Source organism: Serratia sp. CY82433, from assembly GCF_052166535.1.
Lineage (GTDB): Bacteria > Pseudomonadota > Gammaproteobacteria > Enterobacterales > Enterobacteriaceae > Serratia > Serratia sarumanii.
The window spans coordinates 2,512,105-2,534,116 of the sequence record NZ_JBJNOR010000001.1 but is presented as its reverse complement, the minus strand read 5'-3'; the positions used below and the strand labels follow the sequence as shown (position 1 = coordinate 2,534,116).

Genomic DNA, 22,012 nt, shown 5'->3' with positions numbered 1-22,012 from the left:
TTTGTTAGTAGCTTGTTTTTACATTGTTAATGACGCGATTAACGATCAAATCTCGTCCCTTTCCTTGCGATTATTCCTAACAAGATCCTCTATGGTTAAATTGGCTTAACTAAAAATGAGGTTGCCATGAATACCTTTCGGTTATTTTTGATCGTAGGAATGTTGTTTTCATGGACGGCAGTGAGTCATGCAGGAGTGGCCGGCGGGGTAATTCGCTTCGTCGGTTCTATCGTTGAAAGTCCTTGCACGGTCAATATTGCAGATTCTAAGGCGAATACGCAATGTTACCGCAACGGCCAGCGTTATCAGGCCCAGCAAGCGTTGTCAGGTTTTGATACTACACGCAAAGAACTTCCGCTAAATCTAGGCACAACCGAAATGAAGTGGGTAGACCAACAGAAGAAACTCGCTGTTATGACGGTCGTTTATCGTTAAGTCGTTCCGCCATGCCGGCGTAACGTTACGCCGGCATGGTTATTCTCGGCCCTGCAGGCTTCTCACCGCAGCACCCACTCCTTCACCGTTTCACGCGCACCGCGATCGCGCAGCGACAAATAGGCTTGCGTCACCGCGTCGGCAAACGCCGCATGCGTTGCCAGCGATTCGCCGAACACCGATTTCAGCGCCAGCAGCGCCGTTACGCGCCGCCGATCGTCCGGCGTAGCGGCAATAGTCTGGTGCAGCGCGTCTGCCAGCGGATCGCGAATGTCGATCGGCTGACCGGCGTCATCGACGCCGCCGACGTAACGCATCCAGCCCGCCACGCCCAGCGCCAGCCCGCTATAGTCGCCGCCGTGCCGCAGATGCCAGCGCACCGCGTCCAGCAGGCGCTGCGGCAGCTTCTGCGAACCGTCCATGGCGATCTGCCAGGTGAGGTGTTGCAGCGCCGGGTTGCTGAAGCGCGCGATAAGCTGTGCGGCGTAGTCGGTCAGACTGATGCCGGTAACGCTCAGGGTGGGCGCCTGTTCGTCCAGCATCAACCGCAGGGCGGCGCGACGGTAGTGTTCATCCGCCATGCACTCGTTGATATAGCGGTAGCCACCCAGGTAGCCGAGGTAAGCCAGGAACGAGTGGCTGCCGTTCAGCATGCGCAGTTTCATGTGCTCAAACGGCAGCACATCGCTGACCAGCTGGGCGCCGGCCAGCTCCCACGCCGGGCGTCCGGCGGCGAAGTTGTCTTCCACCACCCATTGAATAAAGGGCTCGCAGGCGATGGCGCATTCGTCGCGCACGCCGCCCAGCGCGGCGGCAATCTCATCCAGCGTGGCCGGCGTGGCGGCCGGCACGATGCGATCCACCATGGTGCAGGGGAAGGTGGCGGCAGTGGCGATCCAATCGGCGAGCGACGGATCCCGCGCCTGCGCCAGATCGAGCACCGCCCGGCGCAGCACGTGGCCGTTCTCCGGAATATTGTCGCAGGAGAGCAGGGAGAAGGCGGGCAGGCCGCGTTCGCGCCGCAGCCGCAGCGCCTCCACCAAAATGCCGGGCACGGTCTGCGGCTGATGCGGCCACGCCAGATCGGCGACGATCCCCGGATGCTGCCGATCCAATCGCCCGCTGCCGGGCTCGATGCAGTAGCCTTTTTCGGTGATGGTCATCGAGACGATCGCCACCTGCGGCTCGGCCAGTTTCTCCAGCACCGCGGCGATGCCCTCCAGCTTGCGGTGCAGGCTCTCATGCACCGCGCCGACCACGATGGCCTGATTGCCGTCTGCGCCTTTCTCCAGCACGCTGTACAGATGATCCTGTTGCCGCAGCGCCTCAAACAGCGGCACGCCGCCGGACAGGCTGATCTCGCAGATGCCCCAGTCGCCGCCGTGGGCGTTCAGCACCCGATCGGTCAGCAGCGCCTGATGCGCGCGGTGGAACGCGCCGAAGCCAAGGTGCGCGATGCGGCTGCGCAGAGCCCGGCGGTCATAGCCCGGCTGCCGGACGGCGCCCGGCAATGGGGTGTTGGCGATCGTTTTCATCTCATCTCCAAAGCATGTAAGACAGCTGGCGGGCCAGTTGCGCCAAGTTAGCAGACCAGTTTTCTGCCACATCGGCAGGGTGGCGCCGGCGATAAAAAACTGCGACCAGTGTAAGGATGTCGGCCAGCTAAAGGAATTGGTCAGTCCAAAATAAGCCAGGATCGTGAAGTGGATCAACCAATGAGGGGTTCGGTTTTGACAGCGCAGGGCGAAAGAGTAAGTTAAAGGTAGCTGACATCTAAATTAAACTGGTATAACAGCATCGCGGTGCGAGACAGGCATAAGGACAAAACATGGAACAAACATGGCGTTGGTATGGCCCGAACGATCCGGTCTCTTTGGACGACGTGCGTCAGGCCGGGGCGACCGGGGTGGTGACGGCGCTGCATCATATCGCGAACGGCGACGTCTGGCCGATCGATGAGATCCGCGCGCGACAGGCGCTGTTGGCGGAAAAGGGGCTGGTGTGGTCGGTGGTGGAGAGCGTGCCGGTGCATGAGGAGATCAAAACCCACAGCGGCGACTGGCGGCGGTACATCGCCAATTATCAACAGTCGCTGCGCAACCTGGCGGCCTGCGGCATCGACACCGTCTGCTACAACTTCATGCCGATCCTCGACTGGACGCGCACCGATCTGGCCTATCCGCTGCCGGACGGTTCCAAAGCGCTGCGCTTCGATCAGATCGCCTTCGCCGCGTTCGAGCTGCATATCCTGCAGCGCGCCGGCGCCGAGGCCGATTATACGCCGCAAGAGCGCAGTCAGGCGGCGGCCTATTTCGCCGCCATGAGCGAGGAGGAAAAAAACCGGCTGACCGGCAACATCATCGCCGGGCTGCCGGGGGCGGAAGAGGGCTACACGCTGGAACAGTTCCGCCGCCGGTTGGCGGAGTACGACGGCATCGACAAGGCGCGGCTGCGCGAGAACATGGCGGTCTTTCTGCGCGCCATCGTGCCGGTGGCGGAAGAGGTCGGCATCCGGCTGGCGGTGCACCCCGACGATCCGCCGCGGCCGATCCTCGGCCTGCCGCGCATCGTCTCCACGATTGAAGACATGCAATGGCTGAAGCAGACCGTCGACAGCATCTATAACGGCTTCACCCTATGCACCGGTTCCTACGGCGTGCGCGCCGACAACGATCTGGTGCGGATGATTGAAACCTTTGGCGATCGCATTCACTTTACCCACCTGCGCGCCACCTGCCGCGAGGAGAACCCGAAAAGCTTCCACGAAGGGGCGCACCTGCAGGGCGATGTGGACATGGTGGCGGTGATTGAAGCGATCCTGACCGAAGAGCTGCGTCGGCAGCGGGCGGGCGATCTGCGGCCGATCCCGATGCGCCCCGATCATGGGCATCAGATGCTGGACGACTTGAAAAAGAAAACCAATCCGGGCTATTCGGCCATCGGGCGGTTGAAAGGGCTGGCGGAGCTGCGCGGCGTCGAGCTGGCGCTCAAGCGGCGTTTTTTCCCGGGGTTGCCTTAGCGGAAAATGAAACGGGGCCGCGTTCCGGCCCCGCTGGCGTCGACTAGTCGGCGCGGCTCATGTAGCGGCGTTCGGCGATATGAATGCGAATCTTGTCGCCGGCGCTGAGGTATTCCGGCACGTGGATCACCAGGCCGGTCGCCATGGTGGCCGGTTTGTTGCGGGCGCTGGCGGAAGCGCCTTTGATGCCCGGCGCGGTCTCGACGATTTCCATATCCACGGTCTGCGGCAGCTCCAGCGCCAGCACCTGGCCGTCCAGCGTCAGCACCTGCATACCCGGCAGGCCGCCTTCCGGAATGAACAGCAGCTCGTCTTCGATCTGGTCTTTCTTGAAGATGTACGGGGTGTAGTCTTCGTCATCCATGAACACGTATTCTTCGCCGTCGATATAGGAGAAGTTCACCTTGCGGCGCGACAGGGAAATGGTGTCCAGGATATCGTCGCCCTTGAAGCGTTCTTCCACTTTCAGGCCGGTGCGCACGTCGGAGAAGCGCATTTTGTACAGGGTGCTGGCGCCGCGGGCGCTCGGGCTCTGCACGTCGATATCTTTTACCAGCAGCAGCTTGCCGTTGTAGCTGATCGCCATGCCGCGCTTAATTTCGTTAGCTCTTGCCATTTCAATTCATCCGCAATGAAGAGTATTAGTGAAGTTGCGACAAGGTACTCGCGCCGCCGATTTCAGGCAATAGCCCGGCGTAAAAACAGTGCGGGAAAGGGAGGGCGATCGCCCTCCCGTCGGGGATTAGCGGAAGACCGGCAGCAGGCCGAACAGCGAAAGAATATGCGCGGCGGCGTTGATCAGGCCGAACAGGATAACGAACAGGATCACGCCGTTGCCGCCCGGTGCACGGTAACCGGCCTGCGGGTGGCGGCGGCGGCTGGCGCGTGCCATCAGCGCCGGCACGATCACCGCCCAGACGGTGGCCGCCAGCCCGGCGAAACCGATGGCGTACAGGAAACCGTTCGGGAACAGCAGCGCGGCCAGGGTCGGCGGCACAAAGGTCACCAGCGCGGTCTTGCTGCGTCCGACGGCGTCGTCCTTGAACTTGCAGAAGTCTGCCAGGTAGTCGAACAGGCCCAGCGACACGCCGAGGAACGAGCTGGCCAGCGCCATATAGGAGAAGGCGTTCAGCAGTTGGCTGACGGTCTGGCTGCTGGAGACGTTGCCCATTTGCTTGAGCAGGCTGCCGATGTTGCCGCCCTCGGCGATCACTTGCTTAAAGGCGTCGCGCGCGATATTGCCCTGGATCACGTACTGCCACAGGATGTAGATAGCCAATGCCAGCAGGGTGCCGTACACCAGGCTGCGCACCACGGAGCCGCTGTCCTTGTGGTAATACTTCACCAGCCCGGGAATGTTGCCGTGGTAGCCGAACGAGGTCAGCAGGTAAGGCAGCGCCGCCAGGGCGTAAGGCAGATAGCTGGCCTGGTCATCGCCGGTGTTGAACAGCACCGCGGGCTGCACGTGGGTGAACATGTCGCCCACCGACATCACGAAGGTGATCACCATACCGCCGATTAAAATGGTGCTCAGGCGGTCGACCGCGCGGGTGGAGAGCCATACGATAAACGCCACGACCAGCGCGAACACCAGGCCGGCGGTGGTCTGGCCGACGCCGACGATGCCCTCCAGCGTGTGGGCGATGATCGAGCCGCCGGCGGAGATATAGGCGTAGGTCAGGATGTACAGCACGAACGCCACCGACAGGCCGTTCACGGCGTTCCAGCCTTTGCCCAGCAGATCCTTGACCATGGTATTGAAGCTGGCGCCGCTCGGGTAGTGCAGCGTGGCTTCGAGGATCATCAGGCCGGAAAGTAACATGCAGGCCCAGGTATACACCAGCAGCGCGACGGAGCCGCTGAACCAGACACCGGAAGTGACGATCGGAATGGAAAACATGCCGGCGCCAACGGCGGTTCCGGCAATGATCATCGCGCCGCCGAGGACGGAAGGGCGGGCCAGCTTCTGGATGGTGTCCGTAGACATGCGTGCTCCTGGGGGATGGATTCTTTTGTACTAGCTCAATGGTACATGGGCGCATGGCGCATGTAAAGCGTGGTAATTGCACGTTTCACGCGTTTTTGTCTTTAAATCAAGGTTTGTTGGGCGTTTTTTCGCCAAAGGATGCAGCCGGCCGGCGCAGGGCGATGAGTGTAAAGATCGCCGGGGCGCAGGGATTCTGCTGGCGGCCGCCGCGCGCGGCTGCTATTGTCGCGCTTCTTTTCCCCAGCCCACCAGGAGTAGCGCTGATGGACTGTCGCAGCGACTGCGGCGCCTGCTGTATCGCGCCGTCAATATCCAGCCCGATCCCCGGCATGCCGAACGGCAAGCCCGCCAATACCCGCTGCATTCATCTGGATGAACGGCTGCGCTGTGGCCTGTTTCATTCGCCGCTGCGGCCGAAGGTGTGCGGCAGCCTGCAGCCGAGCCGCGACATGTGCCACGATCACCGCGATCAGGCGCTGATTTATCTCGCCAGGCTGGAAGCGGACACCGCGCCTTAAGCTTCCCTCAACCGCCACAGACACAGCGTCGCGCCTGCCGCCATCGCCAGCGCGGCGTAAAACACCGCATGGTAATTCCAGATTTCCGCCACCGCACCGGCGATGGCGCCGGCGATGACCCAGCCTACCCGAATGGTGTTGGTGAACAGCGTGGTGGCCGTGCCGGCCTGACCGGGCATCAAATCCTGAAAGTAGAGCATGCCGATGCCAGCCAGCACGCCGATAAACGCCGCATTCAGCAGCTGCAGGGCAATCAGCGGCCAACTGCCGGTGATAAACAGCAGGCCGCAATAGAACAGCATGCCGGCGACCACCGCCCCGCGCATCAAACAACGCTTGCCGCAGCGTTTCGCCACCATGCCGGCGATCAGCATGATTGGGATCTCCAGCCCGGCGGCGGCGCCCATCAATATCCCGGCCAGCCGCTCCGGCAGCCGCAGCTCGTGCACCACATACAGCGGCATGTTGATCAGGTACATGCTGTTGGCGGTCCACATCAGGGTGCAGGCGACGAACAGCAGCAGCGAATCGCGGCGATGCTGCCGCGGTGCGGCCAGGGGCGCGTTCGTCGCCGCGGTTTTCGGCATCGAAGGCAGCCGCTTCCACACCAGCAGGCCGCACAGCACAAAGGCCGCCGCGCCCGCCAGATACATGACCTTAAAGCCGAAGCCCAGCGCCAGCGCGAAGGCGATCGGCGGGCCAATGACCCAGGCAAGGGAAACCTGGGCGCGCATGATGGAGGTGAACATCACCGCCTCGCGTCCGGTGCGATCGGCATGCTCGCGCGCCAGCGCAAACATCTGCGGATTGGCGGTGGAGCCGAAGCTGGTGAGCAGCACGCCGACGAGCAGCAGCAGGTAATAGTTGCGGCTCCAGGCGAACAGCGTGAACCCCAGCGCACCCAGCATGCAGCAGAGGAAGATCAGTGATTTGCGGTCGCCTTGTTTATCCGAACGGCCGGCGAGAAACTGGCTGACCAGAATGCCGATCACCGCGCTGCCGGTAAAGAACAGCCCGACCAGCGCCGGCCGTACCTTGACCTCGGTTTCCAGAAACAGGCTCAGCGTCGGGGTTTGCAACGCGCCGGCGATGCCGGTCAGAAACGCCACCGCCAAAAAGGCCAGCGAAGTGAGATCGGGCGCGCGTCGCGTTACTGCGGATGAAGTCGGCATGGCGGTTGATAATTCGTCGAAAAAGGGAGGTCGCGCGCATCATACGCCCGTTGAAATGAAACGCAAACCGCTCCCTTGCGGCGAAGGGTAAGCGGATATGTCGCGCGGCGACGAGAAAAAAGGGGCGCGTTGCGCGCCCCAGTTTATCGCGGGTTATCGCGGGATCAGGCGCCTTGCGGCACCGCGTGCGCGGTATTTTTCAATACCGGCCCCCGATACTTCTCGATCTGCAGCTGCGCCATCTGCCCGCAGTTGCCCTGCGCCAGGCTGGAAGAGCCGATGTCGAAGGTCAGGCAGTTGACGTTGCCGTTCTTGCACAGCGAGCCGGGCTGCGCCGGATCGGCCGGATCGAACCAGGCGCCTTCGCTGATGCGCACCACGCCCGGTCGCACGTCTTCGCTGACCACCGCCCCCACCAGGATCTGGCCGCGATCGTTGAACGCCCGCACCAGATCGCCGCCGCTGATGCTGCGCGGCTGCGCGTCCTGCGGGTGGATCAGGATCGCTTCACGATCCGCTACCGCGTATTTCTCGCGCAGCGGCGTGTTGTCGAGCTGAGAGTGCAGCCGGTTGGTCGGGTGCGCGGTATTGAGCGACAGCGGATACTTGGCCGCTTCCGGCCCGCGATACCACTCGTGCGGCGGCATCCAGGTCGGGATGCCGGGGCAATCCTCGTAATGCATTTTGGCGATGGCGTCGGAGTAGATCTCGATCTTGCCCGACGGCGTGCCCAGCGGGTTCAGCAGCGGGTTGTCGCGATAATCGGCAAAGCGCACCCACTGCTTGTTGGCCTCCGGCACCGGGAAGCGCACGTAGTTGTTGGATTGCCAGAACATGTCGAACGGCGGCAGCGCCACCCGGGCGGCGCGCGCCTGGTTTTTCATGTCGTCGTACATGCCTTTCAGCCACTGGGTTTCATCCTTGCCCTCGGTAAAGGCCTCCTGCACGCCCAGCCTGGCCGCCATCGCCGAGAAGATGTCGAAGTCGCTGCGCGACTCGTGCTGCGGCGGCACGCATTGATGCATCGGGAACACGTAGAGCTGCGAATAGTCGCCGCCCATTTCCAGATCGTTGCGCTCGTAGCTGGTGGTGGCCGGCAGCACGATGTCGGCATGCTTGGCGGTGGCGGTCCAGTAAGGCTCGTTGACCACGATGGTGTCCGGCCGCTGCCAGGCTTTGACCAGGTTATTGGTGTCCTGATGCTGGTGGAAGGTGTTGCCGCCCGCCACATATACCATTTTCACCTCGGGGTAGGTGACCTTGGCGCCGTTGAAGTCGATGGTTTTGCCCGGGTTGCTCAGGCATTCGGCGATGCGTGCCACCGGGATCGGCGCCGGCGAGTTCTTCGGCGCGTTGCCGGCGGAGATGCCGGCGATGATGCCGCCTTTGGCGGTCGGGCTGCCGCCGGAGGAATAGTGGTAGCTGAAGCCGAAGCCGCCGCCCGGCAGGCCGATCTGGCCGAGCATCGCCGCCACCGTCACCAGCAGCCAGTGCTGCTGTTCGCCGTGGTGCTGGCGCTGAATGCCCCAGCCGCCCATGATCATGGTGCGGTGTTTCGCCATCTCGCGCGCCAGTTGGCGCAGCGTGTCGGCATCGACGCCGCTGATGTCGGCCGCCCATTCGGCGGTTTTCGCTACGCCGTCGCTCTCGCCCAGCAGGTAGGCCTGGAACTTGTCGAAGCCGACGGTGTAGGTTTTCAGGAAGTCCGGGTTATGCAGCTTCTCGGTCAGCAGCGTGTGGGCGATGCCGATCAGCATGGCGCCGTCGGTATAAGGGCGCGGGGCGATCCACTGCGCATTGACGAACTTGGCGCTGTCGCTGTGCACCGGATCGATGCTGATCACCCGGGTGCCTTTCTTCTTCAGCGCCTCGAAGCCGGTCTGGCCGACGTGATCCGGCACGTTCCAGCTGTTTTTCAGCGTGACCATCGGGTTGCAGCCCCACAGGATCACCAGCTCGCTGTTCTCAATTACGTTTGGCCAGGCGGTCTGCTGTTCGTAGACCTCCATCGAACCGACCACGTGCGACATGATCACCTGCGCCGCGCCGGTGGAGTAGTCGCCGGCGTAGCCGAGGAAACCGCCGGTCAGGTTCATCAAGCGTTGCAGCAGCGTGCGGCTGTTGTGCAGCATGCCGACGCTTTTCCAGCCGTAGGAACCGGCGTAGATCGACTGCGGCCCGTGATCTTTTTGCAGGCGAGTGATTTCATTGCACACCAGCTCGGTCGCTTTGTCCCAGCTGACGCGCACCCACTCGTCGCGGCCGCGCAGCTCGGTGCGGCTGCCTGGGCCGCCCTCCAGCCAGCTTTTACGCACCATCGGGTATTTGATGCGGTTCTCGGCGTGCACCTGATAAGGCGCCATGGCGATCAGCTCATTCGGATACGGATCGTCCTGCACCGGCTGCACGCCGACCATCTTGCCGTCCTGCACGATGGCCTCGAACGCGCCCCAGTGGGCGCCGGTCAGAATGCCTTTTTGCGCCTGACGCAAGGCGATGAACTGCGGCAGCGCTTCGCTGATGGCCTGCGCCAGCGCCGCTTTGGGCCATAAGCCCGCCAGCAGAGGGGCGGCGGCCAGAGCGGCGGCTCCGGTCAGGAAGCGGCGGCGGCTCATGGTTAACGGTTGTTGGTTGCTCATTGCGCTTCTCCCTTAAAGCTTGGCCGGTGCGGCAGGTGGCATGTCGCTGGCGTGTTTTTGTACGTATTGCGTCAGCACGCGCAGCTGTTCCTGCGTCAGCGAGGTGCGCGGCGCCATGCCTTTGATGACGCCAATCCATTGGTTGGCGTTGAAGCGATCGAGCGCGGTCAGCCCGTGGCAGCCGGTGCAGTTGGCCGACATCATGTCCGCGGCGTAGCGCCAGATTTTTTGCTGATCGTCAATCAACTGTTTACGCGGCAGCCACACCTGCAAAGAGACCTGATGCCAGACCAGGCCGGTTTCCGCATCGGTCTGGGTGGAGGCGGTCTTCAGCTGTTGGCGCGCGTCTTCACCCAGCAGCACGCTGAGGATGCGTTTGCCCTGCGCGGCGTAGAACACTTCGCTGACCCCGTCCTGCTGCCAGCCGCTGACGGTGGCCAGCACCTTGTCGCCATCCTGTTTCACCACCTGCACTTCGGTGGAAGGCATCAGGTTGCCGGCGTTATGGCTGTCGTCTGCGCTGAGGAAGAACGGTTCTGTGGCGATGGTGTAGAGGGTGGTGGCGTCCGGTGCGGTCAGCGCCGCGGCCTTCGCCAGCTCGGCGGCGCCGGCCTGGGTTTCGCCGCTCATATCCGGCAGGATGTGGGCTACGCCCTTATGGCAATCGATGCAGGTCTCGCCCTGTTTGATCGCCACCGGGTGCTGCAGGCGCGCCTCAGGGCGCTGGGCGGTGATGTCCATGGCGTCGTAGCTGTGGCAGGAGCGGCAGGTGGCCGAGTCGTTCTCTTTCAGCGTTTTCCAGACCGACTGCGCCATCGCCAGCTTGTGCGCTTCGTATTTTTCCGGCGTATCGATGGTGCCGACCATTTCGCCGTAAATATCTTTCACCGCGCGGATTTTGGTCCACAGGTAATCGATCGGCTGGTGCGGCACGTGGCAGTCGGCGCACTCGGCGCGGATGCCCTTGGTGTTCTGGAAGTGAACGCTGCCCTGATATTCGGCCAGCGGCTGTTGCATGGTGTGGCAGGAAACGCAGAAGGCGGTATCGCTGGTTTTATGGAATACGGTGGCGGTCCCGGCCAACAGCGCCGCGCCGAGGATAATCCCCAGCAGCAAAAGCCATAGCCATCCCCACCGGCGCTTTTTTTCAAAGCCAGTCAGTTTTTTGCTCATGGTAAACCCGCTTATAATTATGAATTTAAAATAAAATCTTGCCAAAAGGCCGCCGACCGGAGGTCAGAATGCCACGTCGATTGCAGGGGTAATATAGAAGAGGGTTAACCCCATAGGGTTATCCGTAGTCAAAAAAAGGGCATATATCGCAAAAAATAGCGTTATATTCTGGTGTATATAGCGATGGGATCGAGCGGCAGGGGAAGCGAACGCAGGACGCGTTCGCGATGGCTCAGGCCGTGGGCAAATAGGGCTGGCCGCTCAGCCATAGCCGGATGGCGGTGCGGCTGGCTTCGAAATGCGGTTCCGGCAGGGCGTCGGGCGCGCACCAGCGCCACTCGGCGCACTTTTCGGGTTCTTTCAACTCGGCGCTGCCGCCGGGGTGATCTACCTGCAGGCAGACAGACACCGTGTGTTTGCCTTCGGCGCGCCAGGTTTGCAGATTGTTGCTGACGCCCACGAAGCGCGGCGGATCGATGAGCAGCCCGGTCTCTTCGGCGATTTCGCGCCGGGCGCACTGCTCGAAGGTTTCACCGGCCTCCAGATGCCCGCCGGGGATCGACCAAAAGGGCGCGTGGGAACCGCAGCGCTTGCCCAACAAAATCTCGCCCTGCGGGTTGACGATGATCACCCCGACGCCGGTCACTACGTTCATGCTTTTCTCCGTCAGCAAAGTTTCAGCACAGTATGTCATTTTGCCCCGGCGCTGACCAATGCGTCGGCGAAAGTGTGCGTAAGCTCAAAAATCTGCAATGGCAAAAGGGAGAAAGCTTGCTTTCGCCTTGCGCTGCTCACACACTCCTTGAAACGTTTCAGCGTTATCCGGCCGCTTGTGGCGAGCGGGTAACGCTCCTTTTTCTCAATGAAGCTGAAACGATTCAATTCAGCAGGGGAGGAGAATCATGTTCCAGTTGTCACCGCAAGACATTCATCTGGGCGCCGCTGCCGCCGATAAGCAGGAGGCCATCCGCCAGGTGGCCGCCGCCCTGACCGAAGCCGGCTGCGTCAGCGCCGGTTACGTGGACGGCATGCTGCAGCGCGAACTGCAGACGTCCACCTATCTGGGCAACGGCATCGCCATTCCGCACGGCACCACCGATACCCGCGATCTGGTGCTGAAAACCGGCGTGCAGGTGTTCCAGTTCCCGCAGGGCATCGCCTGGGGCGAAGGCCAGACCGCCTATGTGGCGATCGGCATCGCCGCCCGTTCCGACGAGCATTTGGCGCTGCTGCGCCAGCTTACTCACGTGCTGAGCGATGACGGCGTGGCGGAGCGGCTGGCGAAAACCACCTCCGCGGAAGAGCTGCGCGGCCTGCTGATGGGCGAGCAGCAGAGCGCCGAATTCCAGTTCGACGTTTCGCTGATTGCGCTAGACGTCGCGGCCGACAGCCTGATGACGCTGCAGGCGCTGAACGCCGGCCGGCTGCAAAAGGCCGGCGCGGTCAACGCGCAGTTCGTCAGCGATGCCATTACCCGCAAGCCGCTGAACCTGGGGCAGGGCATCTGGCTGAGCGACAGCGTTGAAGGCAACCTGGCCAGCGCGGCCACCGTCAGCCGCCCGGCGCAGGCTTTCGTGGAAGACGGCGAGCCGGTGGCGCTGCTGCTGACGGTGTCGGTCGCCGACGCGCAGCCGCTGGCGGTGCTCAACTACCTCAGCGACCTGCTGCTGGCCAACAAAGCTGAACGCCTGCTGAAGGCGGATGCCGCCGGGGTGCTGGCGCTGCTGACCAGCGAAGTGGCCGAGGAGAGCAGCGTACTGAGCGCCGAGTTCGTGATCCGCAACGAGCACGGCCTGCACGCACGGCCGGGCACGGCGCTGGTCAACGTGATCAAAAGTTTCAACAGTGACATCACCGTTACCAACCTGGACGGCAGCGGCAAGCCGGCCAACGGGCGCAGCCTGATGAAGGTGGTGGCGCTGGGCGTGAAAAAAGGGCATCACCTGCGCTTTACCGCCAATGGAGAAGATGCTGAAGCCGCGCTGAAGGCGATCGGCGAAGCGATTAATGAAGGACTGGGCGAGGGCGCAGCATGAGCAGAAGAGTAGCAACGATCACCCTGAACCCGGCGTACGATCTGGTGGGGTTTTGCCCGCAGATCGAACGCGGGGAAGTCAACCGGGTAAAAACCGCCGGCCTGCACGCCGCCGGTAAGGGCATCAACGTCGCCAAGGTGTTGAAGGATTTGGGCATCGACGTCACCGTCGGCGGCTTCCTGGGCAAAGACAATCAGGACGGTTTCCAGCTGCTGTTCAGCGATCTGGGGATCGCCAACCGCTTCCAGGTGGTGCCGGGCCGCACCCGCATCAACGTCAAGCTGACGGAAAAAGACGGCGAAGTCACCGATTTCAATTTCTCCGGTTTTGAAGTGACGCCGCAGGACTGGGATCGCTTCGTCAGCGACTCGCTGAGCTGGCTGGGCCAGTTCGACATGGTGGCGGTGAGCGGCAGCCTGCCGGCCGGCGTCGATCCCGATGCCTTTACCGACTGGATGACCCAGCTGCGCGCCAAGTGTCCGTGCATCATTTTCGACAGCAGCCGAGAAGCGCTGGTCGCCGGGTTGAAGGCCTCGCCGTGGCTGGTGAAGCCGAACCGCCGCGAGCTGGAGATCTGGGCCGGCCGCCCGCTGCCGGCGCTGGCGGACGTGGTCGAGGCCGCGCATGCGCTGCGCGAGCAGGGCATCGCCCACGTGGTGATCTCCCTCGGCGCGGAAGGCGCGCTGTGGGTTAACGCCTCCGGTGCCTGGATCGCCAAACCGCCGTCCTGTGAGGTGGTCAGCACCGTGGGCGCCGGTGATTCGATGGTCGGCGGCCTGATTTACGGCCTGCTGATGCGCGAATCCAGCGAACACACCTTGCGTCTGGCCACGGCGGTAGCGGCGCTGGCGGTCAGCCAGAGCAACGTCGGCGTGACCGATCGTCCCCAGTTGGCCGCGATGATGGCGCGCGTCGATCTGAAACCTTTCAATCAATAGCAGGAGGCAGAATGAAAACGCTGCTGATGGTAGACAGTTCGCTGGGGCAGGCCCGTGGCCACCTGGCGAAACGCATGCTGGAGGCCGCCGCGGCCAAAACCGGCCTGACGCTGGTCGAGTCGCTGCAGGACGCCGAACTGGTGGCGGTGGCGGGGCAGTCGGCCCCGGCTGACGCCGGGCTGAACGGCAAATTGGTGTATGTGGGCGATGTAGAACAGGCGGTGCGTGAACCGGACGCTTTTCTGGCGCGCGCCAAGGCCGAAGCTGAAACCTATCAGGCGCCGCAGGCGGCGCCGGTGAAAGCCGCCGGGCAAAAACGCATCGTGGCGATTACCGCCTGCCCAACCGGCGTAGCGCATACCTTTATGGCGGCCGAAGCCATTGAAAGCGAAGCGAATAAACGCGGCTGGTGGGTGAAGGTGGAAACGCGCGGCTCCGTCGGCGCCGGCAACGCCATCACCCCGGAAGAGGTGGCGGCGGCGGATCTGGTGATCGTCGCGGCGGATATTGAGGTGGACCTGGATAAATTCGCCGGTAAGCCGATGTACCGCACTTCCACCGGCCTGGCGCTGAAGAAAACTGCCCAGGAACTGGACAAGGCGCTGGCCGAGGCTGAGGTGTTCCAGCCGCAGCAGCGCGGTAGCGCGGCGCCGGCGGGTAAAAAGAAAGAGGGCAACGGCCCGTATCGTCACCTGCTGACCGGCGTGTCCTACATGCTGCCGATGGTGGTGGCCGGTGGCCTGTGCATCGCGCTGTCGTTCGTGTTCGGCATTAAGGCGTTTGAAGTCAAAGACACGTTGGCGGCGGCGCTGATGCAGATCGGCGGCGGCTCCGCCTTTGCGCTGATGGTGCCGGTATTGGCCGGTTTCATCGCCTTCTCCATCGCGGATCGCCCTGGCCTGACGCCGGGCCTGATCGGCGGCATGCTGGCGGTGAGCACCGGCGCCGGGTTCCTCGGCGGCATCATCGCCGGTTTCCTGGCGGGTTACGTCGCCAAGGCGATCAGCAGCAAGCTGCGCCTGCCGCAGAGTATGGAAGCGCTGAAGCCCATCTTGATCATTCCGCTGGTGGCCAGTCTGATCACCGGTCTTATCATGATTTACGTGGTCGGCACGCCGGTGGCGAAAATCATGGAAGGCCTGACTCATTGGCTGCAATCGTTGGGCACCGCCAACGCCGTGCTGCTGGGGGCGATCCTCGGCGGCATGATGTGTACCGACATGGGCGGCCCGGTGAACAAAGCGGCCTACGCCTTCGGCGTGGCGCTGCTCAGCTCCTCGGTGTATGCGCCGATGGCGGCGATCATGGCGGCGGGCATGGTGCCGCCGCTGGCGATGGGGCTGGCGACGCTGCTGGCGCGCCGCAAGTTCCCGAAATCCGAACAGGAAGGCGGCAAGGCAGCGCTGGTGCTGGGGCTGTGCTTCATCACCGAAGGGGCGATTCCGTTCGCCGCCCGCGACCCGATGCGCGTGCTGCCGTGCTGCATTGCCGGCGGGGCGCTGACCGGCGCGCTGTCGATGGCGTTCGGCGCCAAGCTGATGGCACCGCACGGCGGGCTGTTCGTGCTGCTGATCCCGGGCGCGATTTCGCCGGTGTTGCTGTACCTGGTGGCGATCGCCGCCGGTACGCTGCTGGCGGGCGTGGCTTACGCCCTGCTGAAACGTGCTGAAGTGCCGGCGGCCAGCGTGGCGTAACGGCGTCCAGCCATAAAAAAACCGGAGCCCAGGCTCCGGTTTTGTCGTTTTGGCGCCGCGTTACTGCTGCGCTTTCAGCCAGGCGATCTCTTCCGCCCAGATATCCGGGTTTACCGTTTCCAGAATCAGCGGGATATTGTCGAAGCGCGGATCGCGCATGATGTAGCTGAACACCGTTTTGCCGATGTTGCCTTCCCCCAGGCTATGGTGGCGGTCGACGCGGCTGTTGAACTCGCTCTTGGCGTCGTTCAGGTGCATGCCGCGCAGATAGTTGAAGCCGACGATGTCGCCGAGCTGTTTGAAGGTGTGTTCGCAGTCTTCTTCGGTGCGCAGATCGTACCCGGCGGCGAAGGCGTGACAGGTGTCGATGCAAACGCCGACGCGGCTTTTGTCTTCCACGCCGTCGATGATCGCCGCCAGGTGCTCGAATTTGAAGCCCAGGTTGCTGCCCTGGCCGGCGGTGTTTTCGATCACGGCCGTCACGCCGGCGGTTTTATCCAGCGCGATGTTGATCGATTCGGCGATGCGCGCCAGGCACTTGTCTTCATCGATTTGCAGCAGGTGGCTGCCGGGGTGGAAGTTCAGCAGCGTCAGCCCCAGCTGTTCGCAGCGCTGCAGCTCGTCGATGAACGCCTCGCGCGATTTTTCCAACGCGTCGGCCACCGGGTGGCCCAGGTTGATCAGGTAGCTGTCGTGCGGCAGGATCTGCCCCGGCCCGAAGCCGTACTGGGCGCAGGCGCTCTTGAACTTATCGATCACGTCGGCGGCCAGCGGCGCGGCCTTCCATTGACGCTGATTTTTGGTGAACAGGGCGAACGCGGTCGCCTCCAATTCGTGCGCGCGGATAACCGCCTGATCCACGCCGCCTGACGCGCTGACATGTGCACCGACAAACTTCATCTTCATTCTCCTGTGTTATCGGTGACATTATGGCATTGATGGCGGGCGGAATAAATGCGGCCCGCCGAAGCGAGCCGCAGAAGGGGCAGAAGGGAGTGATTAGAGCCAGTGTTGCACCAGTTGGTTTATCGCGCCGCCGCCGACCAGCAGCCAGACGAACAGCAGCGTGGCCAACAGAATCGGTTTCATCCCGGCCTGGCGCACGGCGCTGATGTGGGTGGTCAATCCCAGCGCCGCCATCGCCATCGCCAGCATCCAGGTGTCGGCGGTGATCAGGTGCTGCACCAGCATGGCCGGCAGCAGGTTGAAGGAGTTCAGCCCGGCGACGGCGATAAACAGCACGGCGAACCACGGAATGGTAATCGCGGATTTTTCCGCCTTGCCTGCGCCGCCGCGGCTGATGTAGCCCGACAGCAGCAGCAGGAACAGCGCCAGCATCATCACGCGGATCATCTTGGCGATCACCGCCGCATTTTCGGCGTCAGGCCCGATGGCGTGCCCGGCCGCAACCACCTGAGCCACTTCGTGGATGGTGGAGCCGGCATAGATGCCGAAGGTTTCCTGGCTGAACGGCAGCCACTGGAAGTGTTCGTTCAGCTGATACAGCCACGGGTAGGCGAAGATCGCCAGGGTGCCGAACACCACCACGGTCGAGACCGCCACCGCTACTTTACTGGAGTCGGCCTTCAGCACCGGCTCGGTGGCCATCACCGCCGCCGCGCCGCAAATGCTGCTGCCGGCGCCGATCAGCATCGCGGTCTGGCTGTCGATGCCGAACACTTTCTTGCCGAGCCAGCAGGCCAGCAGGAAGGTGGTGGTCAGGGTCAGCGCATCGATGATGATGCCGCTGGCGCCCACGTCGGCGATCTGCTGAAAGGTCAGGCGGAAGCCGTACAGGATAATGCCCAGACGCAGCAGGCGTTGTTTAGCCAGCTGTACGCCGCCGTGACAAACGGTTTGCCAGCGGGGATACAGCGTGTTGCCCACCAGAATGCCGAACAGGATCGCCAGCGTCAGCGCCCCCAGGCCCAGCTCCGCCACCCAGGGAATGTCGCCGGCCCAGACGGCCAGCGCGGTGAGCGCGCCGGTCAGCGCCAGCCCCGGCACCAGCCGCGGCAGGCCGAACAGCGGAAAGCGTCGCTCGGGGTAAGTATGAGTGGTATCAGTCGCCATAAAAGTCAGTCCTTCAGTCTGTTTCTTGCTGCCAAGAGTACGTTTGGGCTGAATAAAAGAGAAATTGATTATATATTTATAACCTATCTGAATAAGTGGTATGGCGTCAGGCATTGGCATACAGCCGCATTGCGGCTAGGGTGAGGAGGAGCGGCGAACCGCCGTCAACTTTCCAACTGAACAGGAGCAGGCGATGGATACCGACGATCAACGCAGAGAGCAGATAGACCGGGAAGTGGGCCGCGCGGTGCGGCGGTTGATTGAAGAAAACAAGGCGATCGACCGCGACCATCTCGTGGCGATGCTGCAATTGATACAGCGGGACGAAGCCGGCACGCCGCGCGAGGCGGCGCTGGCTGCGGCGGCGCAGCTGGTCGCCTTGGGTAAGTAGCGCGCCGAATTGGCCGTAAACGGGGTGGCCTCGCTGGGCTCTCCACAGCATGTTGACATCATTTTGCGGTTCTCTGGCAGAACCCTTTTTCATTACCGGGACGGCTATGCATATCACGTTGCGTCAACTGGAAGTCTTCACCGAAGTGCTGAAAAGCGGTTCGACCACTCAGGCCTCGGTGGTGCTGGCGCTGTCGCAGTCGGCGGTCAGCGCGGCGCTGGCGGATCTGGAGGGGCAGCTGGGCGTGCAGCTGTTCGATCGCGTCGGCAAACGGCTGGTGATCAACGAGCACGGCCGGTTGCTGTATCCCAAGGCGCTGGCGCTGCTGGAGCAGGCGGGGGAGATCGAGCAGCTGTTTCGCCATGACGGCGGGGCGTTGCGCATCGCCGCCAGCAGCACCATCGGCAACTACATGCTGCCGGAGATGATCGCCCGTTACCGCCGGGATTTTCCGGCCACGCCGCTGGAGCTGAACGTCGGCAATAGCCAGGACGTGATCGTGGCGGTGGCGGATTTCCGCGTCGATCTGGGGTTGATCGAAGGGCCTTGCCATATGCCGGAGCTGGTGACGCAGCCGTGGCTGGAGGACGAGCTGGTGGTGTTCGCCGCGCCGGACAACCCGCTGACCCGTCAGCCGCCAACGCTGGAGGCGCTGGCCAATGCCCCTTGGATCCTGCGCGAGCGCGGTTCGGGCACCCGTGAGGTGCTGGATCATCTGCTGTTGGCGCACCTGCCGCATTTCCAGCTGGTGATGGAGCTCGGCAACTCGGAGGCGATCAAGCACGCGGTGCGGCACGGCATCGGCATCAGTTGCCTGTCGCGGCGGGTGGTGGCGGAACAGCTGGCCAGCGGCGCGCTGGTGGAACTGCCGGTGCCGCTGCCGCCGCTGCGGCGCACCCTGTACCTAATCCGCCATCGGCAAAAGCACATTTCCAACGCCTTGCAGCGTTTTCTCAGCTATTGCGCGCTGTAATCGACAGCGCGTCACGCCCTCTGCTGCCGCGCAGGCCGAAGAAAGCATAAAAACCTGCGCGCGCTCACATTAATGAGAGTAAGTAAGGCCATAAGGGGCGCGGCTAATAATTGCCTCTGAATTATGAAGCTATCTTATATCAGTGCAATGTTGCTAGTTCACCGGCGGGTATTTGTTACAATCCGCCCTCATTTTTTCAAAGAGCAGATAGGGTACGAATGGCTCAGCAGGATATAAAAACATCGGGGCAGCAAGCACCCGGATTGCGCCGCGAGCTGAAAGCCCGGCATTTGACCATGATCGCCATTGGCGGCTCCATCGGCACCGGCCTGTTTGTCGCCTCGGGCGCCACGGTTTCTCAGGCAGGCCCCGGCGGGGCGCTGTTGTCTTACGCTCTGATCGGTTTGATGGTGTACTTCCTGATGACCAGCCTGGGCGAACTGGCGGCCTTTATGCCGGTTTCCGGTTCATTCTCCACCTACGGCGCCAAATACGTGGAAGAAGGCTTCGGCTTCGCGCTGGGCTGGAACTACTGGTACAACTGGGCGGTGACCATCGCCGTTGACCTGGTGGCTTCGCAATTGGTGATGAGCTACTGGTTCCCGGACACCCCCGGCTGGATCTGGAGCGCGCTGTTCCTCGGCCTGATGTTCCTGCTGAACTACATTTCGGTGAAAGGGTTCGGCGAGGCGGAATACTGGTTCGCGCTGATCAAGGTCAGCACCGTGATTATCTTCATCGCCGTCGGCGTGCTGATGATCGTCGGCATTCTGAAAGGCGGCGAGCACGCCGGCTGGCAGAACTGGACGATAGGGGACGCGCCGTTCGCCGGCGGCTTCTCGGCGATGATTGGCGTGGCGATGATCGTCGGCTTCTCGTTCCAGGGCACCGAGCTCATCGGCATCGCGGCCGGCGAATCGGAGAACCCGGGTAAAAACATCCCGCGCGCGGTGCGTCAGGTGTTCTGGCGTATTCTGCTGTTCTATATCTTCGCCATTCTGATCATCAGCCTGATCATTCCATACACCGATCCGAGCCTGCTGCGCAATGACGTGAAAGACATCAGCGTCAGCCCGTTCACCCTGGTGTTCCAGCATGCCGGCCTGCTGTCGGCGGCGGCGGTGATGAACGCGGTGATCCTGACGGCGGTGCTGTCCGCCGGTAACTCGGGCATGTACGCCTCTACCCGCATGCTGTACACCCTGGCGTCGGAAGGCAAGGCGCCGCGCATCTTCGCCAAGCTGTCGAAAGGCGGCGTGCCGCGCAACGCGCTGTATGCGACCTGCGTGGTGGCCGGGCTGTGCTTCCTGACCTCGATGTTCGGCAACCAGTCGGTTTACCTGTGGCTGCTGAATACCTCGGGCATGACCGGTTTCATCGCCTGGTTGGGCATCGCCATCAGCCACTACCGTTTCCGTCGCGGTTACATGCTGCAGGGGCGCGATCTGAACGACTTGCCATACCGTTCCGGGTTCTTCCCGCTGGGGCCGATCTTCGCCTTCGTGCTGTGCCTGATCATTACCCTGGGCCAGAACTACCAGGCCTTCCTGCAAGACAAGATTGACTGGTACGGCGTGACCGCCACCTACATCGGCATTCCGCTGTTCCTGCTGATTTGGTTCGGTTACAAGCTGTCGCGCGGCACCCGCGTCGTGAAGTACAGCGAAATGGAATTCCCGAAGATGGACGTGAAGTAATCTTCGGTGAGTGACACGCGGCGGGAGCTCCCGCCGCGTGTGGTTTTACTTTTTCCCGCCTTTGGCTTCCGCCAGTGCCTGCTGCGCCGAACTCATCAAATCTTCCACCGTCGCATAATCCTGCGTCAGCGCCAAAATGCCGGCGTTGAGTTGCATGTTCACCTCGCCGAACGCGCCAAAATCGTAGGGCGCTTCCAGCGGCGGCACAATGCGCGCCAGGAACTCGCTTTCCGCGCCGTAGGGCAGATCGTGCACCAGTATCAAAAACAGGCCGCCGGTGTAGCGGCAGACGTAGTCGCTGGGGCGGATCAGCGTCTTGAGGCGCTCGCCGACGGTGCGCAGCACGTCGTCGCCGATCTGCACGCCGTGGCTTTGGTAAAGCGCCGCCAGCGGGCCGAATTCAAGAATGAACAGGTGAGAGATTGGCTGTGTCGTACCAGGGCGGCAGATGTTGCGCATCACTGCCTCGCCGCCCGCGCGGTTGAGGAAGCCGGTCAGGCGATCGCGGTGGGACGCCTGCTGCTTCTCCCACGCCAGCGTGACGTGCTGTACCCGCTGGCGGTGGTAGCGCGCGATCATGCCATGGGCCAGCACCAGCCACAGCGGCGTGAGATCCGCCAGGACGAACAGGTTTTGCACGCGCGACAGCGGCGCCGCCAGCAGGTAGGGCAGCGTCAGCGCGATCACCTCAAGCAGCGCGAAACGCGGCGCGGCGGCATGGCGCTGCATCAGCCAGCAGGCCAGAGCGGTGATCGTCAGACCGGCGAACAGGATCAGCACAAAGCGGCCCGACAGCATCGCCAGCGCGGCGCTGGCGCCGACCAGCAGCATCCACAGCAACACCGTCACCAGCATGGCGTCCGGCCAGGCGGGTTGGCGCCTCTGCGCCAGCCAGGCGCGCCCGGCGGTCAGCAGCAGCAACAGCAGCAGCAGAACGATACCGACCAGCCGCTGGTTCAGCCAAGCGTACCCCACCAACAGCGCCGCCGGCCCCACGGCATTCAGCCAGGGAGTGAGAGGAGAGGGCGTCAGCGTGAGCCGCAGCTGGCGTTTAAACGGCTCGTCATCGGCGTGCAGCGGGCTGTGCAACAGCCAGTTCAGCAGCGCCGGGCGTTTGGGCGTTACCGCCGGAGATGGACTTCTCATTACAGCCTCGTCAATAAGGCCGCTCTTACGGCGGCCTGAAGTTTTTTGCACGCTCGGTGCTGTGATTTTGGATTCTATGTGGTTTTTTCGTTATTTGTCAGAGTCTGGTCGGATCAGGAAT

The 22,012-nt window shown here is 62.7% G+C and carries 19 protein-coding genes; 9 read left to right on the top strand and 10 right to left on the bottom strand.

What is annotated here, in order from left to right:
- The first annotated feature begins 126 nt into the window (after window positions 1-126).
- Complete coding sequence (locus ACJ8PI_RS12300; RefSeq protein ID WP_033635274.1) at window positions 127-435, top strand: type 1 fimbrial protein; 309 nt, start codon at window positions 127-129, stop codon at window positions 433-435.
- A gap of 62 nt (window positions 436-497) precedes the next feature.
- Here ACJ8PI_RS12300 and ACJ8PI_RS12295 read toward each other — a convergent pair whose 3' ends face one another.
- The gene (locus ACJ8PI_RS12295) at window positions 498-1,970 is read right to left on the bottom strand and encodes a mannitol dehydrogenase family protein (RefSeq protein ID WP_164134530.1); all 1,473 of its coding nucleotides are present in this window, start codon (window positions 1,968-1,970) and stop codon (window positions 498-500) included.
- Between the two features lie 293 nt (window positions 1,971-2,263).
- Between ACJ8PI_RS12295 and uxuA the strand changes: the two genes are divergently transcribed.
- Complete coding sequence (gene uxuA, locus ACJ8PI_RS12290) at window positions 2,264-3,454, top strand: mannonate dehydratase (RefSeq protein ID WP_164134531.1); 1,191 nt, start codon at window positions 2,264-2,266, stop codon at window positions 3,452-3,454.
- Window positions 3,455-3,497: 43 nt separating this feature from the next.
- Here uxuA and yeiP read toward each other — a convergent pair whose 3' ends face one another.
- Both yeiP and mtr read right to left on the bottom strand, forming a co-directional pair.
- Window positions 3,498-4,070, bottom strand: coding sequence for an elongation factor P-like protein YeiP (gene yeiP, locus ACJ8PI_RS12285; protein ID WP_004935725.1), 573 nt, complete (start codon window positions 4,068-4,070; stop codon window positions 3,498-3,500).
- A gap of 126 nt (window positions 4,071-4,196) precedes the next feature.
- Window positions 4,197-5,441: a tryptophan permease gene (mtr, locus tag ACJ8PI_RS12280; RefSeq protein WP_033648004.1), complete on the bottom strand. Its 1,245-nt coding sequence runs from the start codon at window positions 5,439-5,441 to the stop codon at window positions 4,197-4,199.
- 263 nt (window positions 5,442-5,704) lie between these two features.
- Between mtr and ACJ8PI_RS12275 the strand changes: the two genes are divergently transcribed.
- The gene (locus tag ACJ8PI_RS12275) at window positions 5,705-5,959 is read left to right on the top strand and encodes a YkgJ family cysteine cluster protein (RefSeq protein ID WP_015378527.1); all 255 of its coding nucleotides are present in this window, start codon (window positions 5,705-5,707) and stop codon (window positions 5,957-5,959) included.
- Here ACJ8PI_RS12275 and ACJ8PI_RS12270 read toward each other — a convergent pair.
- From ACJ8PI_RS12270 to ACJ8PI_RS12255, 4 genes are all read right to left on the bottom strand, one after another.
- Complete coding sequence (locus tag ACJ8PI_RS12270) at window positions 5,956-7,131, bottom strand: sugar efflux transporter (RefSeq protein ID WP_164134532.1); 1,176 nt, start codon at window positions 7,129-7,131, stop codon at window positions 5,956-5,958. The genes ACJ8PI_RS12275 and ACJ8PI_RS12270 overlap by 4 nt on opposite strands.
- A 164-nt stretch (window positions 7,132-7,295) precedes the next feature.
- The gene (gene torA / locus ACJ8PI_RS12265) at window positions 7,296-9,770 is read right to left on the bottom strand and encodes a trimethylamine-N-oxide reductase TorA (protein ID WP_164134533.1); all 2,475 of its coding nucleotides are present in this window, start codon (window positions 9,768-9,770) and stop codon (window positions 7,296-7,298) included.
- A 12-nt stretch (window positions 9,771-9,782) separates the two neighbouring features.
- Window positions 9,783-10,943 carry a NapC/NirT family cytochrome c gene (locus tag ACJ8PI_RS12260; RefSeq protein ID WP_033648001.1) on the bottom strand — a complete coding sequence of 387 codons (1,161 nt, stop codon included), beginning with the start codon at window positions 10,941-10,943 and terminating at the stop codon, window positions 9,783-9,785.
- A 232-nt stretch (window positions 10,944-11,175) separates the two neighbouring features.
- Window positions 11,176-11,598: a nucleotide triphosphate diphosphatase NUDT15 gene (locus ACJ8PI_RS12255; RefSeq protein WP_033635266.1), complete on the bottom strand. Its 423-nt coding sequence runs from the start codon at window positions 11,596-11,598 to the stop codon at window positions 11,176-11,178.
- 247 nt (window positions 11,599-11,845) lie between these two features.
- On the opposite strand from ACJ8PI_RS12255, the gene fruB reads away from it, so the two are divergent.
- Genes fruB through fruA form a run of 3 tightly spaced genes read left to right on the top strand, consistent with a single transcriptional unit; the run spans window position 11,846 to window position 15,611 of the window.
- Window positions 11,846-12,979, top strand: coding sequence for a fused PTS fructose transporter subunit IIA/HPr protein (gene fruB, locus ACJ8PI_RS12250; protein ID WP_033635264.1), 1,134 nt, complete (start codon window positions 11,846-11,848; stop codon window positions 12,977-12,979).
- A complete protein-coding gene (gene fruK / locus ACJ8PI_RS12245; protein WP_004935702.1) occupies window positions 12,976-13,917 on the top strand; it encodes a 1-phosphofructokinase in 942 nt (313 codons plus the stop codon). Before fruB ends, fruK begins: the two co-directional genes overlap by 4 nt.
- An 11-nt stretch (window positions 13,918-13,928) precedes the next feature.
- Window positions 13,929-15,611 carry a PTS fructose transporter subunit IIBC gene (fruA, locus tag ACJ8PI_RS12240; RefSeq protein ID WP_049195140.1) on the top strand — a complete coding sequence of 561 codons (1,683 nt, stop codon included), beginning with the start codon at window positions 13,929-13,931 and terminating at the stop codon, window positions 15,609-15,611.
- A 60-nt stretch (window positions 15,612-15,671) separates the two neighbouring features.
- On the opposite strand, the gene nfo is transcribed toward fruA, so the two are convergent.
- Together nfo and ACJ8PI_RS12230 are read right to left on the bottom strand one after the other, a co-directional pair.
- Window positions 15,672-16,511 carry a deoxyribonuclease IV gene (nfo, locus tag ACJ8PI_RS12235; protein WP_033635262.1) on the bottom strand — a complete coding sequence of 280 codons (840 nt, stop codon included), beginning with the start codon at window positions 16,509-16,511 and terminating at the stop codon, window positions 15,672-15,674.
- A 99-nt stretch (window positions 16,512-16,610) separates the two neighbouring features.
- Window positions 16,611-17,684, bottom strand: coding sequence for a YeiH family putative sulfate export transporter (locus tag ACJ8PI_RS12230; protein WP_164134534.1), 1,074 nt, complete (start codon window positions 17,682-17,684; stop codon window positions 16,611-16,613).
- 193 nt (window positions 17,685-17,877) lie between these two features.
- Between ACJ8PI_RS12230 and ACJ8PI_RS12225 the strand changes: the two genes are divergently transcribed.
- The 3 genes from ACJ8PI_RS12225 (at window position 17,878) to ACJ8PI_RS12215 (ending at window position 20,745) form a co-directional block, all read left to right on the top strand.
- Complete coding sequence (locus ACJ8PI_RS12225; protein WP_033647996.1) at window positions 17,878-18,075, top strand: hypothetical protein; 198 nt, start codon at window positions 17,878-17,880, stop codon at window positions 18,073-18,075.
- Window positions 18,076-18,181: 106 nt separating this feature from the next.
- A complete protein-coding gene (gene yieE / locus ACJ8PI_RS12220) occupies window positions 18,182-19,048 on the top strand; it encodes a DNA-binding transcriptional regulator YeiE (protein ID WP_016926991.1) in 867 nt (288 codons plus the stop codon).
- A gap of 218 nt (window positions 19,049-19,266) precedes the next feature.
- The gene (locus ACJ8PI_RS12215) at window positions 19,267-20,745 is read left to right on the top strand and encodes an amino acid permease (RefSeq protein ID WP_033635259.1); all 1,479 of its coding nucleotides are present in this window, start codon (window positions 19,267-19,269) and stop codon (window positions 20,743-20,745) included.
- Between the two features lie 45 nt (window positions 20,746-20,790).
- Here ACJ8PI_RS12215 and ACJ8PI_RS12210 read toward each other — a convergent pair whose 3' ends face one another.
- Complete coding sequence (locus ACJ8PI_RS12210; RefSeq protein ID WP_039565091.1) at window positions 20,791-21,891, bottom strand: GGDEF domain-containing protein; 1,101 nt, start codon at window positions 21,889-21,891, stop codon at window positions 20,791-20,793.
- Between the last annotated feature and the right edge of the window lie 121 nt (window positions 21,892-22,012).